Source organism: Gordonia sp. 135, from assembly GCF_009720185.1.
Taxonomy (GTDB): domain Bacteria; phylum Actinomycetota; class Actinomycetes; order Mycobacteriales; family Mycobacteriaceae; genus Gordonia; species Gordonia alkanivorans.
The window spans coordinates 73,858-95,947 of record NZ_CP046258.1; the positions used below are offsets into that span (position 1 = coordinate 73,858).

Here is a 22,090-nt window from a genome sequence, read left to right on the forward strand (position 1 = left end):
CCTGCTTAGTAGCCGAAGGTGGCTTCGCCAGGTTGGCCGCCACCATCTGACACACTTTTCGCATTTCCTGCGGTGCCATGACTCACCTCACCGCCTACTGAAAGCGCCACTCGTGACCGACCTCGTTGACGACACGTACTCGACCCGCCGCATCCAACTCGATGTAGGTGGCATGACCTGCGGTGCGTGCGCAGCCCGAGTGGAACGCAAACTCAACAAGATTGACGGCGTACGCGCCTCGGTGAACTACGCTACTCGGCGGGCCACCGTGGAACTCGATAGCCACGCAGGCGTGGCCGATGCGATCGACGCTGTTCACACGGCAGGCTATTCGGCTACGGAACTGACCGAGCAGGCTCCTCCTGTCAACGAGGATGCGTCGACGGCGAAGGCGCTGTTCACCCGACTGATCGTCGCGCTGGCCCTGTTCGTGCCGCTGGCCAACCTCTCCGTAGTGCTCGCCGTCATCCCGGACCTGCGTTTTCCCGGGTGGCAAGCGGTGTTGGTGGCGCTTGCCGCACCAGTCGTGACCTATTGTGCGTGGCCGTTCTACCGCACCGCGGTGCGTACGTTGCGGACCGGTGTGGCCACGATGGACACGCTCGTCTCCCTGGGAGTGCTGGCCGCGACCGCCCTGTCGATGTATTCGATGTTCTCGGCCGATGCGATGTCTGCCGCGGGTCAGGGGGTGTGGTCAGCGATCTTCTCCAGTGACTCGATCTACCTCGAAGTTGCCGCCGGCGTGACGGTCTTCGTGCTGGCGGGACGCTACTACGAAGCGCGTGCCCGCACACAAGCTGTCCAGGCATTGAGCGCGCTGGCCGCGCTACGCGCAACCGAGGCCCGCGTCGAGTGTGCAGGGGGTACGAGCATGCTCATACCCCTGGCGGAACTCAAAGTCGGTCAACGACTCATCGTGCTGCCGGGTGAGACCATTCCCTCGGACGGGCATGTGATCGAGGGCACAGCCAGTGTGGACCTCAGTGCGATGACCGGAGAGACGACGCCGGTGCAAGTATCAGCCAACCACCGCTCCACCGCAGTCGGGGGCACTACCTGCCTCGACGGGCGATTACGGGTGGAAGTCACTGCAGTCGGTGACGACACACGCCTTGCGGAGATGATCGCGCTGGTCGATAGCGCACAGATGGCCAAGGCCCGCGCTCAACGGGTCGCTGACCGTATCGCCGCGATCTTCGTACCATGCGTCATCGCCCTGGCTGTGAGCACTGTCGTGGGCTGGTCACTAACCGGAGCGTCCTGGGAGCACGCCGTGAGCGCCGCGGTGGCCGTGCTGGTCATCGCCTGCCCGTGCGCGCTGGGCCTGGCCATGCCGATGGCCCTGGTGATCGCCACCGGGCGCGGCGCCCAACTGGGAATCTTCCTCAAAGGGCATTCCGCATTGGAACTGTCCGGGACGATCGATGTGGTGGTCTTCGACAAGACCGGCACTCTCACCAATGGGCGACCTCAGGTCAGCGGCGTGTACACCGTCGACAACAACAGCACGGAGTTGATCCTTGGCTGGGCCGCGACACTCGAGCAGCACACCAGCCACCCCATCGCTACCGCTATCGCCGCAGCGGCCGGTCCGCAGTCCCTTCCTGCACCGGTCGAGGTGGTCACCGACGTCGGCAGTGGCGTGCGTGGAGTGATCGACGGCCTGAGGGTGCAGGTGGGCTCGCCGACGTGGATTGCCCGTACCGCTGCGGTGCCTGCCGCGCTCGACGCGCAGCGCGCTGACGTCGAACGCTCTGGTGGCACCGCGGTGTACGTCGCGGTCGACGATGCAGTTCGGGGCCTCATCGACATTCGCGATAGCGCCAAACCCTCTGCTCGCCAGGCAGTCGATGAGTTGCACCGCATGGGACTTCGCACGTTGTTGGTCACCGGCGACAACGCCGGCGCAGCGCAGCGCGTAGCAGCGCAGGTCGGCATCGATGACGTGACCGCCGGGGTGCTCCCGGCTGAGAAAGTGGCCATCATCGACGACGCGCGCAGGAGCGGTGCCTGTGTGGCGATGGTCGGTGACGGCATTAACGACGGGCCCGCTCTGGCTTCGGCGGATCTGGGCATTGCTATCGGTGGCGGTACCGATGTCGCTATCGGCGCCGCCGACATCGTGTTGGTGCGCGACGATCTCACCACCGTCGCGTTGGCCCTGCACCTCGCCTCGGCCACCCGACGGACGATGCGCACCAATCTGGCATGGGCGTTCGGTTACAACATCGCCGCACTGCCGCTTGCTGCCGCTGGACTGCTCAACCCCCTGATCGCCGGGGCGGCAATGGCCTTGTCATCGTTTTTCGTCGTCTCCAACAGCCTGCGTCTGCAGAACTTCGCGCGTGTAGACCACTGAGGGTGACAGTTGCTGGGTCGGTGCCAGCTGAGACACCATCGCTGCGACGGTTCGAGAGTCGCTGCCATCAATGGCGACGGACTCGGGCAGATCGGGCCGGCGTTCGGCACGCACCCACTGCACCAACAGCACCAGGCAGACCACCACCATCGGAATCTCGCTGATCACTGCGGCCACCACACCGCCCGCCCACTGCGTGCGCGCGAGGTCGGGACCCCACGGCAGTTGCAACTGGCTGTAGAAGGATTCACCGATCACCGTCGTGGAGGTCATCAGTGCGATACCAAAAATGGCGTGAAAAGGCATGACGGCGAACAGCAGACCTAGGCGCGCCAGAATCGGCAACTGCTTGGGGCCCGGGTCGATCCCCACAGAGACCCAAAAGAACAGGTACCCAAGGGTGATAAACAGCACGCTCATCAAGACGTGCCCCCAGTGGTAGCGGACGAGTACGTCGAACACCGGTGTGAAGTACACCAGAAACGACGAGCCCACAAACAACGCGAACGCGACAACTGGATTGAGCAGTAGGTGCACGCCTCCAGAGCCGAGCAGAGTCAGCAGTCCCCGCCGGCACGCCGCTCCACCAGTGTTACCTGCCGTTGGCAGCACCCTCAACAGCAACGTGATCGGTGCGCCACCCACCAGCAGAATAGGTGCGATCATGGTCAAAGCCGTGTGTTCGGCCATGTGCACGCTGAACAGAGCATTGCCGTAGGCCTTCAATCCGGAGCTGGTGGATACCACCACCACAGCGCAGCCCGTGACCCATGACGCGGTCCGCCGTATCGGCCAGCGATGTCCACCGCCCCGCTCCCGCCTGGCGGCTACGACATATCCCACGGCGCTCACCACCGCTGCCACACCCACCACAAGATCAACACGCCACAACGACACCAGCGACCCGACACCGGGCGGGCCAGGAAGCGAATAACCCAGGTACACGTCCCACGCAGTGAATGGGTGGGCAATCAACCCGGGTGCGACCCGGGTGTCCATCACCGCCCAACACGCCACCGCTGCCAGCGCAGCCCCCGCGGCAAGGGAAGAAGCAGTTGCCGACATCGGCACACCCCGGCGCAGGCGCACAACATCGGCGATCACAAGCACCGCCAGTACACCCACCAACAGCCCCGCAGCGCGACCGAAAGCCGACGACCACACGCCCGGAGTCCGCAGCAGCACCACCACACACACCGCGCCCACCAGAGCTGTCACATCGGCGCCCAAGACGACATAGCTGACACGTCGGTCGGCCGCCCTGTCGATGGTCGCCGACCCCAAACCACGAGCCCTAAACCGGTCGGCCCACCGCAGCCCCACCGACACCGCCAAGCTCGCCGCGAACACAATCACCGCGCCGGTCGTGTAATCGTGGTCAGGCCCCTGCGCGGCATTACCGACCACAGGCAGCGCGAGCACCCCGACCGTCGCGGGAACCACCAGCGCCACCTGGACCGACCACCGCAGCGACACCGAACCGACCAGCACCACGACACCCGCTGCCGCCACAACCAGCCACGCCAGCGCCGGCAAACTCACACTGAACGCGTAACCAACCTTGCCGCTGGACACCATCGCGCCCACGGACACACCAGTGGTGTCCGCGGCCGACGTAACCGCCATCAGCACCGCAACAACCACACCAAACCCTGCAGCGCGGCGGACGCGGCGAAACACCGGATACACCGCAGCGTCAATGAACCCCTGCGAGTCGGGAGACGCGGTGAGCACCACCGAAACTAACCCTCCGAGGACCGCCGCAGCCAACGCAAAGCCAGCAAAATTGCCGACCACATCGGCCACAGCCGTACCCATCCCCGGGTAAGGATCCGCACTCTCGACATAGCGAGTGGCCCCGGACGCCCAGGCGTACACCGCCAACACCAGCATCAGCCCACCGACCAGCAACGGCGCCACCACCCGAAGAGGAACTGCGCGCAGCAGTCGCGACTGGATTGACGAGGTGTCAGCCTCCGGCAACGCCTTTGATTCGCCCACCAACCGTATGCTACTACTGCGCATAGTAGTTAACTCACATGGATCGAGGGCCGCGGTGATCGACGACCTACTCCTGCGGTGGATCGTCACCGCCATGTTCGCGATCGGAGCGATCGACAGCATTCGCACCCTAGCCGCCCACCGCAGCGACCTGCGGCTCTCAGTCGTGCACTGCCTCATGCTCCTGATGTCGCTGGCGATGATCGTCATGGCGTGGCCACAAGGCAATCAGCTCCCACTGCTGCCTCTGATGCTGCTCTTCGCTCTCGCCACAGCAATCGCGGTCGTCTTCGCGGTGCCGAAGACGACCGCGCGGCGGCTTTACGTCTCTACCGCAGTGATGATGGCCTCGATGGTGTGGATGTATGCGGTGATGAGCCGGCACAATTCCACATCCGCCGTTCCCGCTGCCACCGCCCCCGCACACCACGGAGGCCCGTCGGGGGCCGACGCCATCAACGAGATGACACCGCTGCACGGCCCGTCATCAGATCCCATGTGGATGGGGTCGGTCACCTTGCTACTCGTGCTCGGCTTCCTCGCGCTCACCCTCTACTGCGCAGCCCGGTCAATTCAGCTGCCACGCACCGCGGCCCCAGCGCCACCACTGTCAAACGCTGTAGCGACGCTTCGCCGCCCGCATCTAGAGTTCTCGTGGATATGCCACACGTTAACCGCCGGTGGGACAGGAATCATGTTCGCCGCTCTACTCTGACAGGCCACCCGAGCCTCAGAGTGAGCGGTCATTCCCGATATCGCTACGGCCGCCGCGCAGCGCATGCTCATCACTGTCGCGTCTGCGGCTGTTCATGACCGTAACGCAGAAGCGATATCGCCGGGAACCGGCATCGGGCGCATCAGACCGGCGGCAACACGTCCGGTGTTGCCCTCGGGGTAGCGTCCGCTCAGCGATCCGGGAGCGGAAACGATGATGCGCACCACCTGGCCGAGCGCTTCGCGCCGATCATGTTGGTGCACAGCGAATCTGAACATCGAAATGTGGTTCTGAGTATGCAACCACGGGTCCGGCTGGGACACGATGTGGGCGCGTTCAAGATGGTGCCAGCGCTGCTCTGCCACCTCGGCGGCGGCGGCCGCTGCCATCTCTGCCCGGTAGAGGTCACGGGCTGCCTCACTAATGCGAGCCATCGCCAGCCTCCTCGGCGCAGCACGGATCATCCAACGCAAGTACCAGCCCGAGTAGATCGTCGAGTGCATGACCAATCCGGCTATTAGCCAGTTCATACCGACTCCGTCGACCCTCAGGTACCGCGACCACCAAACCGCATCCCCGTAGGCAGGCCAGGTGATTCGACAACGTTTGCCGCGACACCCCAATCGCCTCAGCCAAGTCCGCCGGATAGGCTCCACCATGGCGCAACCGAACCAACACCTGCGTTCGCGTCGAATCGGATAGTGCGTATCCAAACCTCGTCAACGCGTCATGCTGCGCTTCTACCACCGTGCTCACGCCAAAATGATACATGACTCGATGTATTCACGCACATCTGAACAGTAAAGGTCAGGACTTCCGTCCGGCTCGATTAAGGCATAATCCTTTGCCTGTGCCTGACATAGCATCTAATTATCGGCATTGGAACTGATTGGCGTACAGCCGATTAAGCTGCTCAGTTAGCGTAACCCGCACCTGCTTGAGCGCTACGGCTTAACCGGCTCTGTTGACATCAGGTCTGACCGATGACCGGGCAGCTCGCCTCTAGTTCGTCGGCACTGGGCAGGTCGCCACGGCAACACCGCGTTGGGCCTTGGTGGACTTGTAGGGCTCCTGCGCAGCGTCGTAGGCTGCTGCGTTTCCGGCGACTCCGGACGACTTGCCGTTGATCTGTATACGGCACGTAGCGACGGCGGTACGTCCATTGGCAGTGATCGTGATCGCCGGTGACTGGCCCTCACCCAGTGGATACCGAGCTGACGTCCAACCGATAAAGCCGTGTTGGGAGTCGATCATGGCCCCTGACTCTGTGGTCAGCTTGACGCGAGTATCGTCGGTGGACGTCGGAGGCAGGGTCTCGGACACTGTTCCGCTATCCGTTGTGAACTCGACGGTCACTGAGTCAGCACCGACCACCTCAGCTTGGTACTCAACCACTTTCGGGTCACCAGATGGTGCTGACCCGCGGCCGCTGCCGGGTGCTGCGTCGGTGTCTGCTGATCCGCAGCCGGCGAGGAAGATGGTCGCTGCGGCAATGAAACACGAAGCTTTGGTAAATGTCGTCACGCCCGTAGGACTCCTCATTGATGCGATCTACCCGCGACTCCTGCGCAGCGGAGCCGTCGGCGGGAAGTGAATAGGTGGCTAGTCAAACGAAGTGACACCCCAGGCGGTGGCGAGTCGTGTCAGACTCGACTTGGTCATCAACGATCCGCTCACGTGTCGAGCGTCCTTCATCTACGTCCGTCCGACATTCGAATCGGACATCCCGAACCTACACGGCCGGGGTACCTAACCCCGACGTACCCTTGTCGCCCGATCAGAGGAATTCGACGTCCGAGTAGCCCTTCGCGCTGTTCAGCTCAGTTGTTGCCGCGCGGTTCAGTCGGCGCTGATGCGGTGTCTTTCGATGGATGTCTCCGTCGGCGGTCGACGCTATCCAGGGTAGTAGGGGCGCCGGGCGCTAGAAGGCCCGTGGCAAGGAGCCTCGGCGGCCAGCGTTGGGATCGATCTGAGGACAGCGCGCAGGCGTGATCCATCCGCCTGCGCGCCGCCCGGTCTCCTACTACCGGATTCGATAGAGGATTCCTTGACCCTTAGCCTTGAAGAAGACGCTGCCACCGCGGTGTGTGAACTCAGCTGTCCATCCGCTACAGGTCCCGCCCGTATCTTGAACCTTCCGGCCGTCGATACTGAGGCGGTTTCCCTGGATCGATGCCTTCCGGATTGTCCACGTGCAGAAACCCGGGGTTCCATCGTCGCCCTGTGTACGGACGAAGGACAGTGTCCCGCCAATGGAGTTGCCCTGCTGATGTAGGTCCGCGATCGCTCCGTACAGATTTAGTCCGCCACCGCCCATCTGTTGGGTCACGTCACCAACCCACGTTCCGACGAACTGGCTGCCGGGGCCTGGCTTTGCCGGAGGCAAAATCTTGTCGGCGAGCTGCAACCGCCACCACTCGGGAACGTAGCTCGTGTGACTACCGAGAGTCAGCGCAGGTAGGAACGAAGCGCCGGGATTGTAGCTGCATACCGGATCTTGAATCTGACAGTAGGTGATGAATTTCGAGCCGACACCGTTTGGGAGTCGTTTTGAAGACGCGTGCGAAGCTGACGGGATTGATTGCGCTGCACCCTGGCCGGCAATTGCTCCCGCGACTGGTATGGCAGCCGTGCCGGCCCCTATGACACTGTCGTACGTCAGACGGTCTGGATCAGCTAGTAGCAGTCCGCCCGCGAGCCGTGGAACATTGGTTTGTTGGAGCACGCGGTGAACCACTCCAGCACCCTGGGAGTACCCAGCCAGAACAATCTTCGAGGATGGGCACTGATCTGAAACGGCGCCTATTAGGCGCTTAAGCTTCGATACGCCCTCATTCGCACTCGCGCGGAAGTCGGCCCACTGCGTCAGTGACTCGCCTACTGGTACCTTCCGGGCTCGGTAGTCGAGACTGCGGTGTGTCACCGTGAAGCCACGGGATTGCGACTCAGCCTTGAAGTCCAGATACGAACGATTGATGTAGCCGCCCATGCCGTTGTCCCGGAACTTCGCGGCTCCGTCGCGCTCACCCGAACCGGCAACTCCGATCCAAACGTAGTCCCCGCACGCAGGCGACGCCTGAGCGACCGGCTGCTGAACTACAGGACCCGACAATCCGAGACCGACCGCTATAGCGGCAACCGTCGTCAGCGACCTTACCCACCATTTGCCCACTCGCCCACCCCTTTTCCAGTTTAGCGTCGACCGAACAGTACATTCGATGCTGCGAGTCGACAACGGGCAGTTACGGATTGACCCGAACAGTTGACGCCGTCTCCTGTCGGAACCTACGGATGTGACTCCCGCGGGCCCATTGCCGACCGCCCAGAACCGAGCACCTAAGTGTCGCGAAGGCCCGGCCTGGCAGGTCGCGCATTTCGAGAGATCGACCTCTTCGTCTGCAGTGTCCTACGAACCTGCGATCCCCGGGTCAAACTAGGCTGCTACACACGCGTTCAGACCAGAGTTCGGCTTGCCGTCGTAGTCGTCAGTCTCGCCCGGAGGGTTCCCATACAGGATCAGCGTCTTGGGCTCGGCTCGTCCTCCGCCGGGGATGATCATGTAGTCCCGGTAGCTCGCGCGGACCTGCTCCGCCATCGCGGACGGAATGGTCTCGATGCGCGTGCCTCCCCCAGGTGCATCCTCACGCCCGTCGCCGATGATCAAGATTGAGTCGTCGAGCACCCCGTCAATGGCATTGGGGTCGCGGTCTTCCCAATTCGGACTTGAGTGGAGCCGGAGCATGCCCGTTTGATAGATGTCCTTGCGGTTGGTGCAGTTCGCACCGGAGATGGTCGTACCAGTAAAGCTCGCAGTCGATCCTCCCACACTACGCGTACCGGTGTTGCTATCTGCGCTGCCGCATGCGGACGCGACCACAATAGCGGCACCGAACAGAATGCTCACAGCGGTGCGCCGGAGTGCGACGTAGGGCTTCGTCATTGAGGAACCGTCTCTCCGAGATAAGGACAACAGGCGTACCGGACGGACTCTACGTAGGTACAGATCCCGCGAGACAGGCTTGTGAGCCACACCTCCCACGATTCACCCGAACGTACTAACGGCAGGCGCCGCCCGCACGCGGCTTCTAAATGCACTTCCTCGGCTGCGCTGCCCGCACTGCACCCGCCGACTAGCAAAGGCCCCGAAGGATAGGAGAATTAGTACGAAGAGGACAATCCTATATATCGATCAGAACCAGGGACCCTCGTATCCGTCTGGCGAGTAGACAAGCGTTCCGGCCTCGTCGCACCCGTAGCTGTCGGCAAGCGAGTACATACCCCACATCACGCTCGGGGTATTAGTTCGGCCCGTAAAGCACTGTGCATCGTCAGCCTTCTCTGGGCCTCCGAGGACGAGTGTCCACTTGCTACCGACTAAGTTTCCGGGACGCTGCGCCCATCCCGACGAAACCTGCTGTCCCGTAGTGACATCGATTACGGGCGAATCGTCATCGTTCTCGACGTAGAGGTACTTACCTGCGGCATACCAGTTGTCGACTCCAAGGCCGTTCCATTCCTCCGCTGTCCTCGACACGAGCACGCGGCCCGTTTTTAGTTCGATGACCTTCAAACCTTGGTTGGCGAGGAACGCGTAGTCCCCCCAGATTTTCACGTCCGTAGTGGGATTGCTGGCGTCGTTTGGGTTGAGATCGTATCTACGCTTGTTGCGCGTGTCGATGAACGCACGGCCATAATCACCTATGTTGTAGACAAATCCATCGGAGTATCTGTAGCCGATCGAACGCGCGGTCAGCTCCTCTAGATTGCCACCGTAGGTCACTGGTGCACCGCTAACTCCGTCGTACAGGGTTACGGGCGGATCGGTAGCATAACGGCGCTCTTTGTTCCGATCAACAAGGGCAAACGCGTTTTCATCAACATACTCGACGTCACGTCGAGACACCGGGTATGACGCTATTTCTGTGCCATCCGGTTTCATCAGTATGACCTTCGAATCATCTCCCGCACCGAAGAGTAGGTTGCCCCCTGTGCCAGCCATAATCGAGTAAATCGTCTCTTGGTTGGTAGGAAGATCAAGCGTCGCGGTAACAGGCTCTACGGCCGGATTTGTCGAGTAAGTGAAAATCTTGGTCTCAAACTTCTCTGGTTCGAGCCCTTGCGCAGGAGTACGCAACGCAAGTCGGTACGTCACAGTCGGTTTATCAGCGGTGCCGCTTGGCAGACACCCCACGCGTATCAGCTGCATTCCCGCAGGCAACTTCGGTTGCGGAACCTTGACGAACTTGCCAGTCATAGGTTCAAACAGGGAGGGTGACGGCATCGCAGGGCTCTCGTCCGCGACATCGGTTCCAACTTGCGACGGGCAATTTACCACCAGCGAACCTGAGCTGTAGCGCGCGGTCTTGTCGATTGAGACAGGTGCCGGCGGATTTGTACTGGGCGGCGCGGAACTGAGGGGAACGTCTTGCGACGCCCCTGCAGTCGGATTCGGTGAGGGTGTATCCACCTGGGCCCCTGCCCCGCACGCTGCTACGGCCGCGAGAGCGACGACACCGACCAACCCACAGACAACTCGACGCATCCGCGCCCCCTCCCAAGTGCGTACTGGCACATTATCTTCGCACGTCTTTCGCCAAGATGAGCTAGCCACGACAGTGCGGGCGTGCAAGGTAGTTCTGAGCGGACCACGTGGACATGTCGAGCAGGAGCGAAACTCTTTTATGCCCTCCCCACAGACAAGCCGGTTCTCACTGAGGAACCGGCTAATCGCCCGCTCAGCGTAGTCCCACGCCGGCGAAGACTGGAAGGATGCAGCTGCCCCCGTTCGTTGGGGCGCCAACGGCTACCACAGATAGTTGGCCCGCGCTCTTCCACGGGCCAGTCGCGGTGAACAGGGTCGCATAGAGCGGCGGCGTGATACACGCTGCCTCGACGCGATGCTCGCCAGCACCTTGACTGCAGTATGACGCGGCGACGACAAGCGCCGACCCCGAGACGCAGCCGGTGGGCTCGGCTGAGGCCGGCGAGGCAGTCAATGACGACAAGGCGGCAGCTGCGGCGCATACTCCGGCTGCGGCAACGGTTTTTGACACGATGGAGAGAGTGGTCATGACCAGGATGCTAGCGAGACGGTGCGGCGACGCCCAGGTAATCGGTGAAGAACAACCCGTTCAGTCGATAGAGACCTTAGGGTCGTCGAGCTAGCGTCGGTGGTGCAGGACACGACGTTGTCGGTGAGGCGCGGGTGTGATCCGTGCAACTTCGCAACCGTGGTCAAAGAGCGTCGGTCATGATTGCGTCATGGTGGTGCGGGATGAGTGCGCGCGGATTGGAGTCGTCGATGATCACCCGTCGATCGTCGCTGGGCTGCGGGCGATACTCGGCGAACAGCCAGATCTGATATTCACTGCGGGCGCGGCGACAGTGTCTGAGTTGTTGACGGTGACCCGAGATCTCGATCTAGTCGTCCTCGATCTTCGGTTGGAAGACGGTAGCTCCCCGCAAATGAACCTCGACTGTCTCGGTGAACTCGGCATACCAGTTGTTGCCTACACCTCAGGGGACGAGCCCTATCTGGTCCGTTTGGCGGCCAGTGCGGGAGTGAAAGCAGTATTGCGGAAAAACGTTGACGACGAAGTCCTCCTCGCCGCGCTTCGCGCTGTGCTGGCTGGCGAGGAGACTCCTACGGTGGACTGGGCGGCTGCGATCGATGCCGACGATGACTTCGTTGATCTTCCGCCGCAGCTCCGACGTGTCCTCGAGCTGTATGCCGCGGGTGAATCCACGGCGGGAGTTGCCAAATCGATGAAGTTGTCCCCAGACACGGTTAGTGACTATGTCGGTCGGATCCGAACGAAGTACGCGGCCGTGGGGCGACCCGCGCCAACTCGTCAGCACTTGATGTTTCGAGCGATAGAGGACGGATGGCTACCGATTCCGCGGCGGTTGCGACGGCGCTGATAGCGTCTGATCAGGATGCCGCACTCGACGAGTCCGCAGGCCAGCGTATCTTGCGGCAGTTCGCTGTCTTCATCGCTTGCGGCTACTTGGTGTACCTGGGGCTCACTGTCCCGGCTATCGCGGCGTCACTGGCAGTGATGCACATGTGGTGGACGGTCCCCGCGCTGGCTGTCGTGTTCGGTCCCGGACTCGCGCTGGGGCCGCTCGCGTGGCGAGGGTCCGTCAAGAGTTTGCGGGTATGTGCAGGGGTTGCTGCCAGCGGATATCTGATGGCGGTGGCCACCTGGGGTTTCGGCTGGAACGGCGCGCACCTTTCCGGAACCACCGGCATATGGTTCTTCTCCTTTTGTGGATTGGCTGCGATCGCCGCCGCGTTGGCCATGCGTCCGACCTACGCCTTTGTCGTGCTCGTGGTGGTGGTGGTGTCGACCATCACCATCAACTATGTGGTCCGCGACGTCGCGCCCAGCGGCCTGTTCGTTCCGGACATGGCGTGGGCATTCGCCTTCTCGCTGGTGTACTTCGCCGCCGCCGTGATGGGGATGCGTACCGCAGCCGTTCTCGATGACACTCGGGCGCAGGCCTACCGAACGGCGGCGGCCGCCGCGGCATCGCAGGCTCGCGCCAACGAGCGGCAACGGTTCAATCAACTCACCCACGACGGCGTCATGGCGACCTTGCTGGTCGCTGCTCGCCGAGGGAACTCCACGCAGTTGGCAGCTCAAGCCCAGGCCACTTTGCACGCGCTCGACCGGATCCGCGGCGACACCGACACCGACGGCACTATGACTCCTGAGGCTGTTCTGACGCATCTCAGCGAGGTGACGGCCACGGTGGACCCGACCCGACGTTTCGAGGTTCGCCGCACAATCGACAGCTCAGACGCCGGCTATCCCGCCATGGTGGTCCGTACAGTCGCGGCAGCGGTAGGGGAGGCCGTGCGCAACAGCGGCCGTCACGCGCGGGCGTCGACGACAATTGTCTCGGTGGAGATCACAGACGACCGGCTGCAGATAGAAGTAGCCGACGACGGGCAAGGTTTCGACCCGTCAACGGTGCCAGCCGACCGGCTCGGAATCGCCATCAGCATCCGTGAACGGATGTCGCAGATCGGTGGCTCCGCCACCATCAAGTCGGCGCCGACGCGCGGTACTCGTGTGTTCTTGGAGTGGGCACGGTGATGCCGACCCCGACCGGTGGGCGCGAGGACATTCGCGACCTGCTCGGAATGCGAACGCGCGGTGCATGGCTCATCATCGGCAGCTACCTCGCCGCAATGGTCATCGTGACCGTGGCCACGGTCAACAGTTACACCACTCCCTGGGTGGCGGCACTGGGACCGGTCATCCTGATAGCCGCTACGCTCACGCTCGTCCTCGTCCCCGGCGATCCACTCCCATTCGGGACAACTCTGGCGCTCACCGCCTCGGGGCCTGTGGCCTGCGCACTTGTGTTGTCGGCGACCCCCGCGGTTCTCAGTTCACCTCTGCAGACCTGGATACACGGCGGCGGAACCGCCATCTACTGCTTCATGAACGTTCGCGGCCGGCGGATCGCGCCGTGGATCGGCTTGCTCGGAATGGTGCTTGTGTTCGCCGTGTGGGCCGCCGCTACCGGTCGGGGCGCTGCGTATGGCATCAGTTTTGTTGCCATCGACGCAGCACCCCTGGCCATGGCAACCCTGCTGTCGTTCACCCTGCGGCCTACAGCGAAAGCCGTGTTCTCGCTGCGGGCTCAAACAACCGAACGCGTCGCCGAATTGGCGGCGCAAACCGCCGGCGCGGATGAGCGCGCGAAGCAAGCGCGCCACCTAGACCGCCTCGCCCGACCCATGATCGAGAAAATCGCGACAGGCGAACCCCTCACCACAGCAGTGCGAGCCGAGTGTGCACTGCTCGAGGCCCACCTACGCGATCGGCTCAGAGCGCCGATCCTGTCCACCCTTGAACTCGACGACGCTGCATACAGCGCACGGCAGCGGGGCGTTGAGGTCATCTTCCTCGACGACTCCGGAACGCCAGAACACGACCCTGCGGTCATAGCCTCAGTCCGTGAGGCCGCCACACACGCCCTACAGGAAGCGGCCAGCGGGCGAGTGTGTGTACGCATGTGGCCACCCGGACGGGACACAGTGGCATCCGTACTCGTGACCGACGCCGCCGGCACACGACGCACCGAAATTCCCGCTGACCACGTCTAGGGGCTTCGTCCAGAATCTAGGACGCCGGTGCACGCTCAGAATGTTCGCGCAGCTAACTATGCCCCCCATAGCGGTGGCACCATCGCGGGTGCCCCCACTAGATCGGTCTGTCACCCCCTCTGTGGCGGCCACTAACGTCACTCGTGCCGGCGAAAACCAGGAACCCGCGGGAGTGCGACGATGGCGATTGAAGCTCGTAACATGGCAGGACGGCCAGCCTTGAGCAAGCGAGAAATCGAGGTGCTGATCCTGTGGCTCGCATGCGATTCGAAGCAGCAAGCCGCACGACGACTCTTCGTCAGTGAATCCACCGTGCACACGCACGTCACACGGATACGCGACAAGTATCGAGTCGTCGGCCGACCCGCGCCAACAAAGATCGCTCTCCTCATCAGGGCGATCGAAGACGGAATCTGCACGCTCGAAGAGATTGCCGACCATGGCGGGGATCTCTTGCACCATCCATCGGCGACGACGTACTCGCCTGTCGTAGGTCGTAAAAGCGCCTAAGACCGACCGCCCACTCAGCTACACATGCGCAGTCGACCGATGCGGGGGTCGTCTCGTCGGACCACTTGCCACGGGGAACGTTCACCTCAACGGACCACATCTGGGACGCCGCAGATCGTCCAACCAACCGATACTCTCTCTCGGAGGCCAATTTCGGCATCCCGGAAGGCAACCATGACGAAGTCGTCGTTCAAAAAGATTACCTTTACTAAGCGCGTCGTGGCCTCGTCGGGAATCGCCGCCGCACTGCTCATGGCTGCCCCGGTCGCCGCTGCAGCCGCCGACGACTCGACCGAGAGCTCCGGCGCCTCCAGTTCGAGCGAGCGAACCGAAGACGCAGAGCCCACCAGCGACGCCGAACCGGCCTCTGCCAGCCCGGCGGACGCCGAAGCATCAGAACCCGGACAAGATGACTTCGAGACCTCCGACCCTGAGACTTCCGAGCCCGGGACTTCAGACGCCGGCACTCCCGAGCCCGGAATTTCGGACGCCGGGACTCCCGAGCCCGGGACTTCTGAGCCGGAGGCGCAGACCGAGACAAGCGAAGTCGACGAGACACCTGAAACAGATGCACCGTCGGGCCCCTCCTCGCCCACCTGGACACCGCCCGCTACGAGCACACCCGCCGTCAACCCCCACGACCCTGCAACGTCGACGGACCCGACGAGTGACTCCGATTCCGACGACGGAACCACCGAATCCTCCCCCGCTGTCAAACCCGTAAGCGGACAACCGAATCTGCCAGCGTTCACCCTCACAGTCAACCCCGACGTCGCCACTGACGGGCCCATCCTTACCCCAGGCGGGACTGCCGTAGTGGCCCAGTCCGTCGAACCCGATTCAGTGTTCTACCAACTCCGACACGGTGGTGGCGTCGAAGGTCTCATCCTGTTCAATCAGGGCGCCCTGCTGGGTGTCCTCAACCGTCGCAGCCGCGGCGAAGGCGACGAGTATCTCGAACTCATCTCACCCGGTGACAACCGCTTCATACCGATGCGCACGGTAACCGAAGGCTCACTCGGAAAACATGATTGGAACTCAGCAGCCGACGAACTCAACCTCGACGACGCCACCATCCAATCATTCTTCGACAAGTCTCTCGTGACACTGCCTACCCTCGCCGAGGAGGGCGTCGAAGCGCCGGTGGCCCGGGCGATGATGTTGGAGGTCTCGCAGGCCGCCGATGCATTCGGCCGGTCGTACTTCGGGCTGAGCCCGGCCGACCTTCTAGCTATGACACCGGAGGAGATCGACGACTACCACGCGTGGCTACAGTCGCTGGCCAACGCGGAGCAGGCCGCCGATCCCGACAATCGTTTCGTCAACTACGGCGACGAGGACTGGGGTGCGGTGTTCACCGGACACAAGCCTCCGGCCGGAATCACCTACAGCATCCCGTCCGACGACTCGGGCTCGTTCACGTTGCACAACAACAGCGGTACCGACATCGCGGTCACCAACGTCTTCTACCCCACCTACTCCGACCAGGGCTTGGTCGTCATCGGGGCTGGCGAGAGCCACACATTCGCGCGCCCGACCCAGACAGCACCGATAGGACTCGTCTCCTACACGGTGCAAACACCGCGGGTGGACGGCGAGCCCACTTCGATCGGCCAAATCATAGTGACGCCGTCGGATGTGCTGGGCGATACGGTCGCGTTCTGGAGCGCCACCGAGTCGCCAGCCGACTACATCCCTCTCGCTGGCTCGACTCCCATCGACTTCACTGGGATCGATCCGGACGACCGTTTCCACGACGCGGGCGATACCACGCCACCGACCAACGTGGTCTACGCCAACCCGGCGACCGCCGGCGTCAGCTACTCGGTGGCAGACGACAATTACGTCACGATCTACAACGACGGCACCGACGACATCGCAGTCACCCAGGCTGCGCCCGGTGGACAGACGTTGACCTTCGACATCCTCGCTCCCGGCCAATCGAATACATACGCAAAGATTCCCGGTAGCTGGCAGTTTGTCTCAGTGCAGGCACCGACAGCCGCGGACGGCTCGTTTGTGTTGTTGGGCAGTGTCTACAACCTCCCTGACGGACCCACCTCACCGTCGGTGTCAGAGGACGTGCCCGGAATCCCGCTGCGTGACGCGCCGCCTATCACAAATCACGCACCCACCGGATCGCTCATCGAGACAGGACGTTCCCAGGACGGCCGCTCAATCACGTTCCGACCCCAGGCCAGCGACCCCGACGGCGACACCATCACCTACTCGGTGCTGGTACAGCCCTTCAGGGGAACAGTGGTACACAATAACGACGGCACCTTTACCTACACAGTCACCGACCCGGGCTACCTTCACTGGGGAGAGGTCACGGATCTGTTTGTCGTTGGCGCGTCCGACGGCATCAACACCCCGACAGGACTTGCCGGCCAGATCGACATCGAATTCACCCAGGCCAACAACGCCCCCGAAGTGACGGTCACCCAGGCCGAACATCCGAACGCCGGGATCGGCTACCGTACCTACTTGGTCGATGTGGATGACGCCGACTGGGGCCAGTTCCCCGGCTGGATCGGCTTCGATCAGATGCACTACAGCACCACAACTCCGTCCATCGGCCATCTATCCATCGTCCGGCCTGCCGAGGGCCCGGTAGAGGTCCGCTACACGCCTGACCTGGGCCGCGCACATGAGAGCGCCTACGACACGACCTTTGACATCATCGTCGACGACGGCCATGACGGCGGAACAGTCACCATCCCCGTCACCATTCACGTGCCGTTCTACAACGAGAATCCCACCGCCACAATCACTCCCGGGACCGGGTCCAACGGATTGTTCGTGACCAATGGCGAATTCATGCTGACACTGGACGATCCCGACGACGACGAGGTTCAGGTGGTGTCGCTCACCGCCACTAGCGGGGCCACCGTCCACCTGCGCGATAACGTGATCGTGTACACGCCAACCGGTTCTATCGACCGTTACGGCTACGAGAACCTGTTCTACTCAGAAAAGATTACGGTAGTTGTTGACGATGGTCATGGCGGCGTCACCACGGAGACCTACAACGTGGTGGTAGCCAACACCGAAGCCCTCACGTGGTTGGAACCAGAGCAGCGCCGTACTCTCATCTTCAGCCAAGGTCAGGCAGAGGTGGCGTCCAAGTTCGGTGGCCTGTTCACCGGGAGCAAGTCGATCCGCTCGGCCGACTATCAAGCGTTGGTGGCGGACCTCGAGTCAACGTTCGCGCCGGAGCTGGACGGGTACAGTGACGCCTTCCAACGCCACCTCGTACGCAACTACGCGTGGAGTGTCATCACTGATGCGCTGATCGTTGTTGCCAGGTCGATAGCACGCATCGAGTCGGTAGTACAGACTGTCGACGACGCACTGGCGGCCAGAGGATTCAACTCATCAATCTCCACACGCGTCGTGCTCAGCTTCCTGACGACCCTGGAGCGCAACATCTATGGCCAGATCGTCGAAGTCGCGGAACCGCCGCAGTATCCGCCTCGACAGCCAACCGACGAACCCAGCGAGGTGGCGCCAGCAGTCGCCCCTGCCTCTACTTCCAAGCTCTTCGAAACGCTCTGGTCCAAAACCTCCCCTGAAAAGCCCTTCTATGTCGAACACGTCGAAAGCACCGCCGACGGTGTCACACGCGTGATCGTGTACGTGGGCGGCACCGACTTCTGGAATCCTGCGGCCGGCCAATCGGGAATTGAGAACGCATGGGCCATCAACTCATACCCCGATCGTGACCTCATGCTGGCGATCGAAGATGCGATCCACGACACGGCGTACGACGATTCCGGCGCACTGAAAGAAGTCCTACTCGTCGGCTATAGCCAGGGCGGCATCGACGCCATCAACATGGCAAACCTCGACGCGTTCAACGTGGTGGGTGTCGTCACCTTCGGATCTCCGCTGCAGACCGCCGTGGTTGACTATCCTGCGATCCACATCCGCGATACGCGCGACGAGGTGGTCAACTGGGTCTCGGGCGGCGACGGCGAAGAACTTCAGCGCCAGGAGGGAAACATCTTCAGCGGCCGGGCCAGCACCACCAAGGATTGGTGGAATCCAAGCGACAACATCCACGGCGACTACAACACCTACGTCGAAGTCGGCAAACAGTTCGACAACAAGATCGGCAACGACTTGCGTAGCCATGACGATATTCGGCGAGTGTTGCAGAACTTCAACGGAGAGGTCATCGGTACAGACAGCCACGGCGTGAACGACTGGCTGTACACCTGGCTGTAAGCGTGCCGTCGATCAGAGTGAACGGACCAGACATGCGCTATAACCCTCCCCCGAATTGGCCACCGGCGCCACCGGGATGGACACCGCCACCAGACTGGACACCGCCAGGCGATTGGCCGGCACCACCGCCGGGATGGCAATTCTGGATCAACGAGAGCGCCCTGCAGAAAGATCGAACGAACCTCGGGCGTTGGGTGGTGCTGTCTATCGCAGCCCTCGTGGCTATCGCGTTCGCCATTGCTGTGATCACCGTACCCAAGAGCAGTGAACGAACGGCCAGTAATTCACGCACTGAACCAGTTGCGGCGGCCGCGATTCCGGCAACCTTCACACCGGACCAGGCGGCGTTCGCGCGCAAGTACGCAGACATCATCGATCCATCAACTTGCCGAGCCTCTAGTGACCCCACTGCAAAGATAGTGATGTTGGACCAATGTAATCCGGTGGAGTCTATTTCAGAAGTCGAACCACAATGCTCGTCTCGATTAGCAAAACCAGCAGCTATCTCGATACAAACATGGGATAACGAGAATAGTCTACGGACAGACGTAGATATAGACCTCGACTACCGCGCTACGAATCAAGTTCGAACCACTCTCGCAGGGCCGGGACGAATTGATAACGGCCAGGCGTACGGTATCCAGCTACTCGACAGAGATAATATGGAGGGGTACGTCGCGATATTCGATGCGCCGGAACGAACCCAGCTCACTGTCAGATGGGTGTGCGACCCTAAGCTTGAAAACTGGATCAAATCCAGCAAATATTGGATAGCGAACTAGAGCGATTAGGGTTTAAACATGGCATCAAATAGTGAAGTTGAAAAACAGCTTTGGACGGTTGGAATCTGTTTTGTGGCCGTGGTCGCGGTAGCTGTGGCATTCCTCCTTTGGAGAGAAACTGACATCTTCGACAGAGAGCAGAAAGAGGAAGTCAGCACCGAGGTAGGACAGGATGGATTCTCGCTTAACTGGACGGACTCAGACGGAGTGGAGATCGTACTGAAAGGTGGCGCGGGTGTCGCTCCTGCCGGAACCAAGGTAGACGCATCATTCAGTTCCAACGGAGACTCCGCGATCGACAACTCCACCCTCCACGCCATGTTCGATCCGGTAGGCGGTTCATTCACAGCGGTGTTAGAGGGAGGCGATATTCAGCCTCAATCCCCGGTCACCATCTCCTACCGCATACCCGCCGAAGACGGTGTTTCCACGGGAGAGGTGAAGCCAGGCAACCTACAGGGCTTCATCCAGTCTGCCGACGGATCAATACAGGCCGCGCCGGTGGAGGCCACAATAGAACGAACCGCCAACGAAGAGCATCTCGTCTACACCTTTCAGACAACACACTTCAGCGGGTTCAGTTTGCAACAGTTCAACGTGGCAGGCTTCTTCAACACAGCCTGGGACGGAGTCAAGGAGTGGTTCAATGTGGGAGGCGACAAGCCTGACTGCGTGGGCAAGCCCGCCACTGTCGGCGGCACCACATACAGGATCGGAACTCCCCGCGCGGTGAAAGACAACGAGGTCACCGACGAAGAAGACAATTCAGCCTATCCCTGTGTCAGTGCGAAGGGCAATCAGCTCGGCGTCCAACTAACGGCCGCCGACTCTGTCTCATGGAAGGTGAGATCACGTCCCGCACCGAACAGTTCCGGAATCGGTGAAATGTCGCTGGAGAGCCAGATCGGCAGTTCTCTCGCTTCTGCGCTGAGCAACAACGATATGTTTCTCCTCCCCGGTGGAGAACTGAACATGACTTACAGCGCTGCATCTGTTCCCGGATACGTTGGAATGAGGATTGATCCAGGGCCGATGCTGGTGATGTCAGCGGCCTACGGTCTGCAGCAGTACTTCGGCATGATCGGGCAGAATGCTCTCGATTTCGCAGAGCTGTTTTCGGATTCATACAACATCCTCAGCTGTGTGACCAATGAGGCAGACGCATTCGCCGGCGGAAACGGCGTCGATTACATTAAAGCTCACTGGGGCTGCATCTCAGGAATCATGGGCGATTGGATCGACAGCAAGAACAACCCGCTGCTTGCGACGGGAACCGCACTCATAGGAGTGGTGAGCGGAGGTATCCAGCTGGCCTGGGGTCAACTTACTGGCGTTTTCAAGGAGTTGTTCGGCAACAAACTGCTCTACATGGAGATCACTCAGGAGGGTGGCTCCGCCAGTTCTTCTCCCCTATTCTCCTCGCCCGCTCAGACCGTTCTGTGTGAGATCGGCAGTTTGGGAGCGGGGACGTGGGGCGGCCGGCAGGGCGTGACTCCCAACGTGGGATGCGTGGTGGACAAGACATCCTATTTAGGGCCGAGGAAAGACTTCACCTGCAACGTCGCGGGCGTCACGCCCACCTACGGCGCTGCCTCTCTCCGCAAGGGAGACGAGCCCTCTCAGGGAGTATGCACCGGGGGTATCCCGTTCAACGTGGGTGGTGGTGATCCCCTCCCGCAATTCAGCCGCCTCGCCGAAGGCACGTCCGTCAAACGGGATGGCTTTACCTGCACATCCGAGGGAGAGACCATGCTGTGCCTGGAGGACTCCTCAGGCAAGGGATTTCGCATCTCGATCGGAGGAGTGGAGCTGATCGGGGGAGACTCCACCGAAGTGCTGGCTACCGATCGCGGAATCGAGGACGGCCCAGCAACGACGTGGGAGCGAAAGGGCGCCAAACTGAACTTAGTCCCCGACTACACCGGCACCCTCTACTTCAACAGCGGCGCAGCCAACGAGAGAGAGTGGAAGGTGACCTGGAAGGAGAGCGGCAACAGAGTCACCATCACCGTCGGCGATCCGATCCGATCTCAAGGGGATATGGAACAGCAGCTGCGGCCGGGAGATCAGATCACCGGCACGTTCAGCAACGGCCGGATGAAATTGACCGACATTCCGTCCACCTACGGAAACTATGAGGTGGAAATTTGCAATCCGACAGCCTTGAGTATGGATCCGGAGTGCAGCCCTTCCTAGCCGGGGTTTGGACCGCGGCGCCGTCGGGAAGTAACGCATCCATCAGGTCAATCAACACATGGGGTGAACCCCGCGAGCCCGACGAGAGGACCCGTGCATGGTCTCCGATCACCGCACGTCCCCGCTCGGCGCACGCAGCATTACGATGTCAGCGCTCGATGACGCACCCCACGCCT

At 61.7% G+C, this 22,090-nt stretch carries 15 protein-coding genes; 9 read left to right on the top strand and 6 right to left on the bottom strand.

All coding sequences use genetic code 11. The annotated features are described in order from the left end of the window. Positions 1–112 precede the first annotated feature (112 nt). Positions 113–2,359, top strand: coding sequence for a heavy metal translocating P-type ATPase (locus tag GKZ92_RS23120; protein WP_055476901.1), 2,247 nt, complete (start codon positions 113–115; stop codon positions 2,357–2,359). On the opposite strand, the gene GKZ92_RS23125 is transcribed toward GKZ92_RS23120, so the two are convergent. Beyond that, a complete protein-coding gene (locus GKZ92_RS23125; protein WP_223258964.1) occupies positions 2,297–4,360 on the bottom strand; it encodes a cytochrome c oxidase assembly protein in 2,064 nt (687 codons plus the stop codon). The two genes, GKZ92_RS23120 and GKZ92_RS23125, sit on opposite strands and share 63 nt — an antisense overlap. 55 nt (positions 4,361–4,415) lie before the next feature. Here GKZ92_RS23125 and GKZ92_RS23130 point away from each other — a divergent pair, with 55 nt between their 5' ends. Further along, positions 4,416–5,075, top strand: a complete 660-nt coding sequence (locus tag GKZ92_RS23130) for a DUF5134 domain-containing protein (RefSeq protein ID WP_055476902.1) — start codon at positions 4,416–4,418, stop codon at positions 5,073–5,075. A gap of 92 nt (positions 5,076–5,167) precedes the next feature. On the opposite strand, the gene GKZ92_RS23135 is transcribed toward GKZ92_RS23130, so the two are convergent. From GKZ92_RS23135 to GKZ92_RS23155, 5 genes are all read right to left on the bottom strand, one after another. Then, the gene (locus GKZ92_RS23135; RefSeq protein ID WP_055476920.1) at positions 5,168–5,509 is read right to left on the bottom strand and encodes a DUF3703 domain-containing protein; all 342 of its coding nucleotides are present in this window, start codon (positions 5,507–5,509) and stop codon (positions 5,168–5,170) included. Then, complete coding sequence (locus tag GKZ92_RS23140) at positions 5,496–5,846, bottom strand: ArsR/SmtB family transcription factor (protein WP_078111946.1); 351 nt, start codon at positions 5,844–5,846, stop codon at positions 5,496–5,498. The genes GKZ92_RS23135 and GKZ92_RS23140 overlap by 14 nt, the downstream gene beginning before the upstream one ends. Positions 5,847–7,098: 1,252 nt before the next feature. Then, the gene (locus GKZ92_RS24025; RefSeq protein ID WP_155225799.1) at positions 7,099–8,064 is read right to left on the bottom strand and encodes a cutinase family protein; all 966 of its coding nucleotides are present in this window, start codon (positions 8,062–8,064) and stop codon (positions 7,099–7,101) included. 444 nt (positions 8,065–8,508) lie between these two features. Next, positions 8,509–9,015, bottom strand: a complete 507-nt coding sequence (locus GKZ92_RS23150; RefSeq protein ID WP_155225800.1) for a hypothetical protein — start codon at positions 9,013–9,015, stop codon at positions 8,509–8,511. A gap of 249 nt (positions 9,016–9,264) precedes the next feature. Continuing rightward, positions 9,265–10,281: a hypothetical protein gene (locus tag GKZ92_RS23155; RefSeq protein ID WP_155225801.1), complete on the bottom strand. Its 1,017-nt coding sequence runs from the start codon at positions 10,279–10,281 to the stop codon at positions 9,265–9,267. A 1,055-nt stretch (positions 10,282–11,336) separates the two neighbouring features. Here GKZ92_RS23155 and GKZ92_RS23160 point away from each other — a divergent pair. The 7 genes from GKZ92_RS23160 to GKZ92_RS23190 all read left to right on the top strand — a co-directional run bounded on the left by GKZ92_RS23160 (position 11,337) and on the right by GKZ92_RS23190 (position 21,914). Further along, complete coding sequence (locus tag GKZ92_RS23160) at positions 11,337–11,996, top strand: response regulator (RefSeq protein WP_155225802.1); 660 nt, start codon at positions 11,337–11,339, stop codon at positions 11,994–11,996. Continuing rightward, positions 11,960–13,177, top strand: a complete 1,218-nt coding sequence (locus tag GKZ92_RS23165; RefSeq protein WP_155225803.1) for a sensor histidine kinase — start codon at positions 11,960–11,962, stop codon at positions 13,175–13,177. The genes GKZ92_RS23160 and GKZ92_RS23165 overlap by 37 nt, the downstream gene beginning before the upstream one ends. Next, positions 13,177–14,196: a hypothetical protein gene (locus tag GKZ92_RS23170; protein ID WP_155225804.1), complete on the top strand. Its 1,020-nt coding sequence runs from the start codon at positions 13,177–13,179 to the stop codon at positions 14,194–14,196. The genes GKZ92_RS23165 and GKZ92_RS23170 overlap by 1 nt, the downstream gene beginning before the upstream one ends. 180 nt (positions 14,197–14,376) lie before the next feature. After that, entirely contained in the window at positions 14,377–14,706 is a 330-nt protein-coding gene (locus tag GKZ92_RS23175) for a response regulator transcription factor (protein ID WP_155225805.1), read from the top strand. A 174-nt stretch (positions 14,707–14,880) separates the two neighbouring features. Beyond that, on the top strand, positions 14,881–18,936 hold the full coding sequence (locus tag GKZ92_RS23180; protein WP_155225806.1) for an Ig-like domain-containing protein: 4,056 nt from the start codon (positions 14,881–14,883) through the stop codon (positions 18,934–18,936). Positions 18,937–19,154: 218 nt separating this feature from the next. After that, positions 19,155–19,718 carry a hypothetical protein gene (locus tag GKZ92_RS23185; RefSeq protein ID WP_155225807.1) on the top strand — a complete coding sequence of 188 codons (564 nt, stop codon included), beginning with the start codon at positions 19,155–19,157 and terminating at the stop codon, positions 19,716–19,718. 18 nt (positions 19,719–19,736) lie between these two features. Continuing rightward, a complete protein-coding gene (locus GKZ92_RS23190) occupies positions 19,737–21,914 on the top strand; it encodes a hypothetical protein (RefSeq protein WP_155225808.1) in 2,178 nt (725 codons plus the stop codon). Positions 21,915–22,090 lie beyond the last annotated feature (176 nt).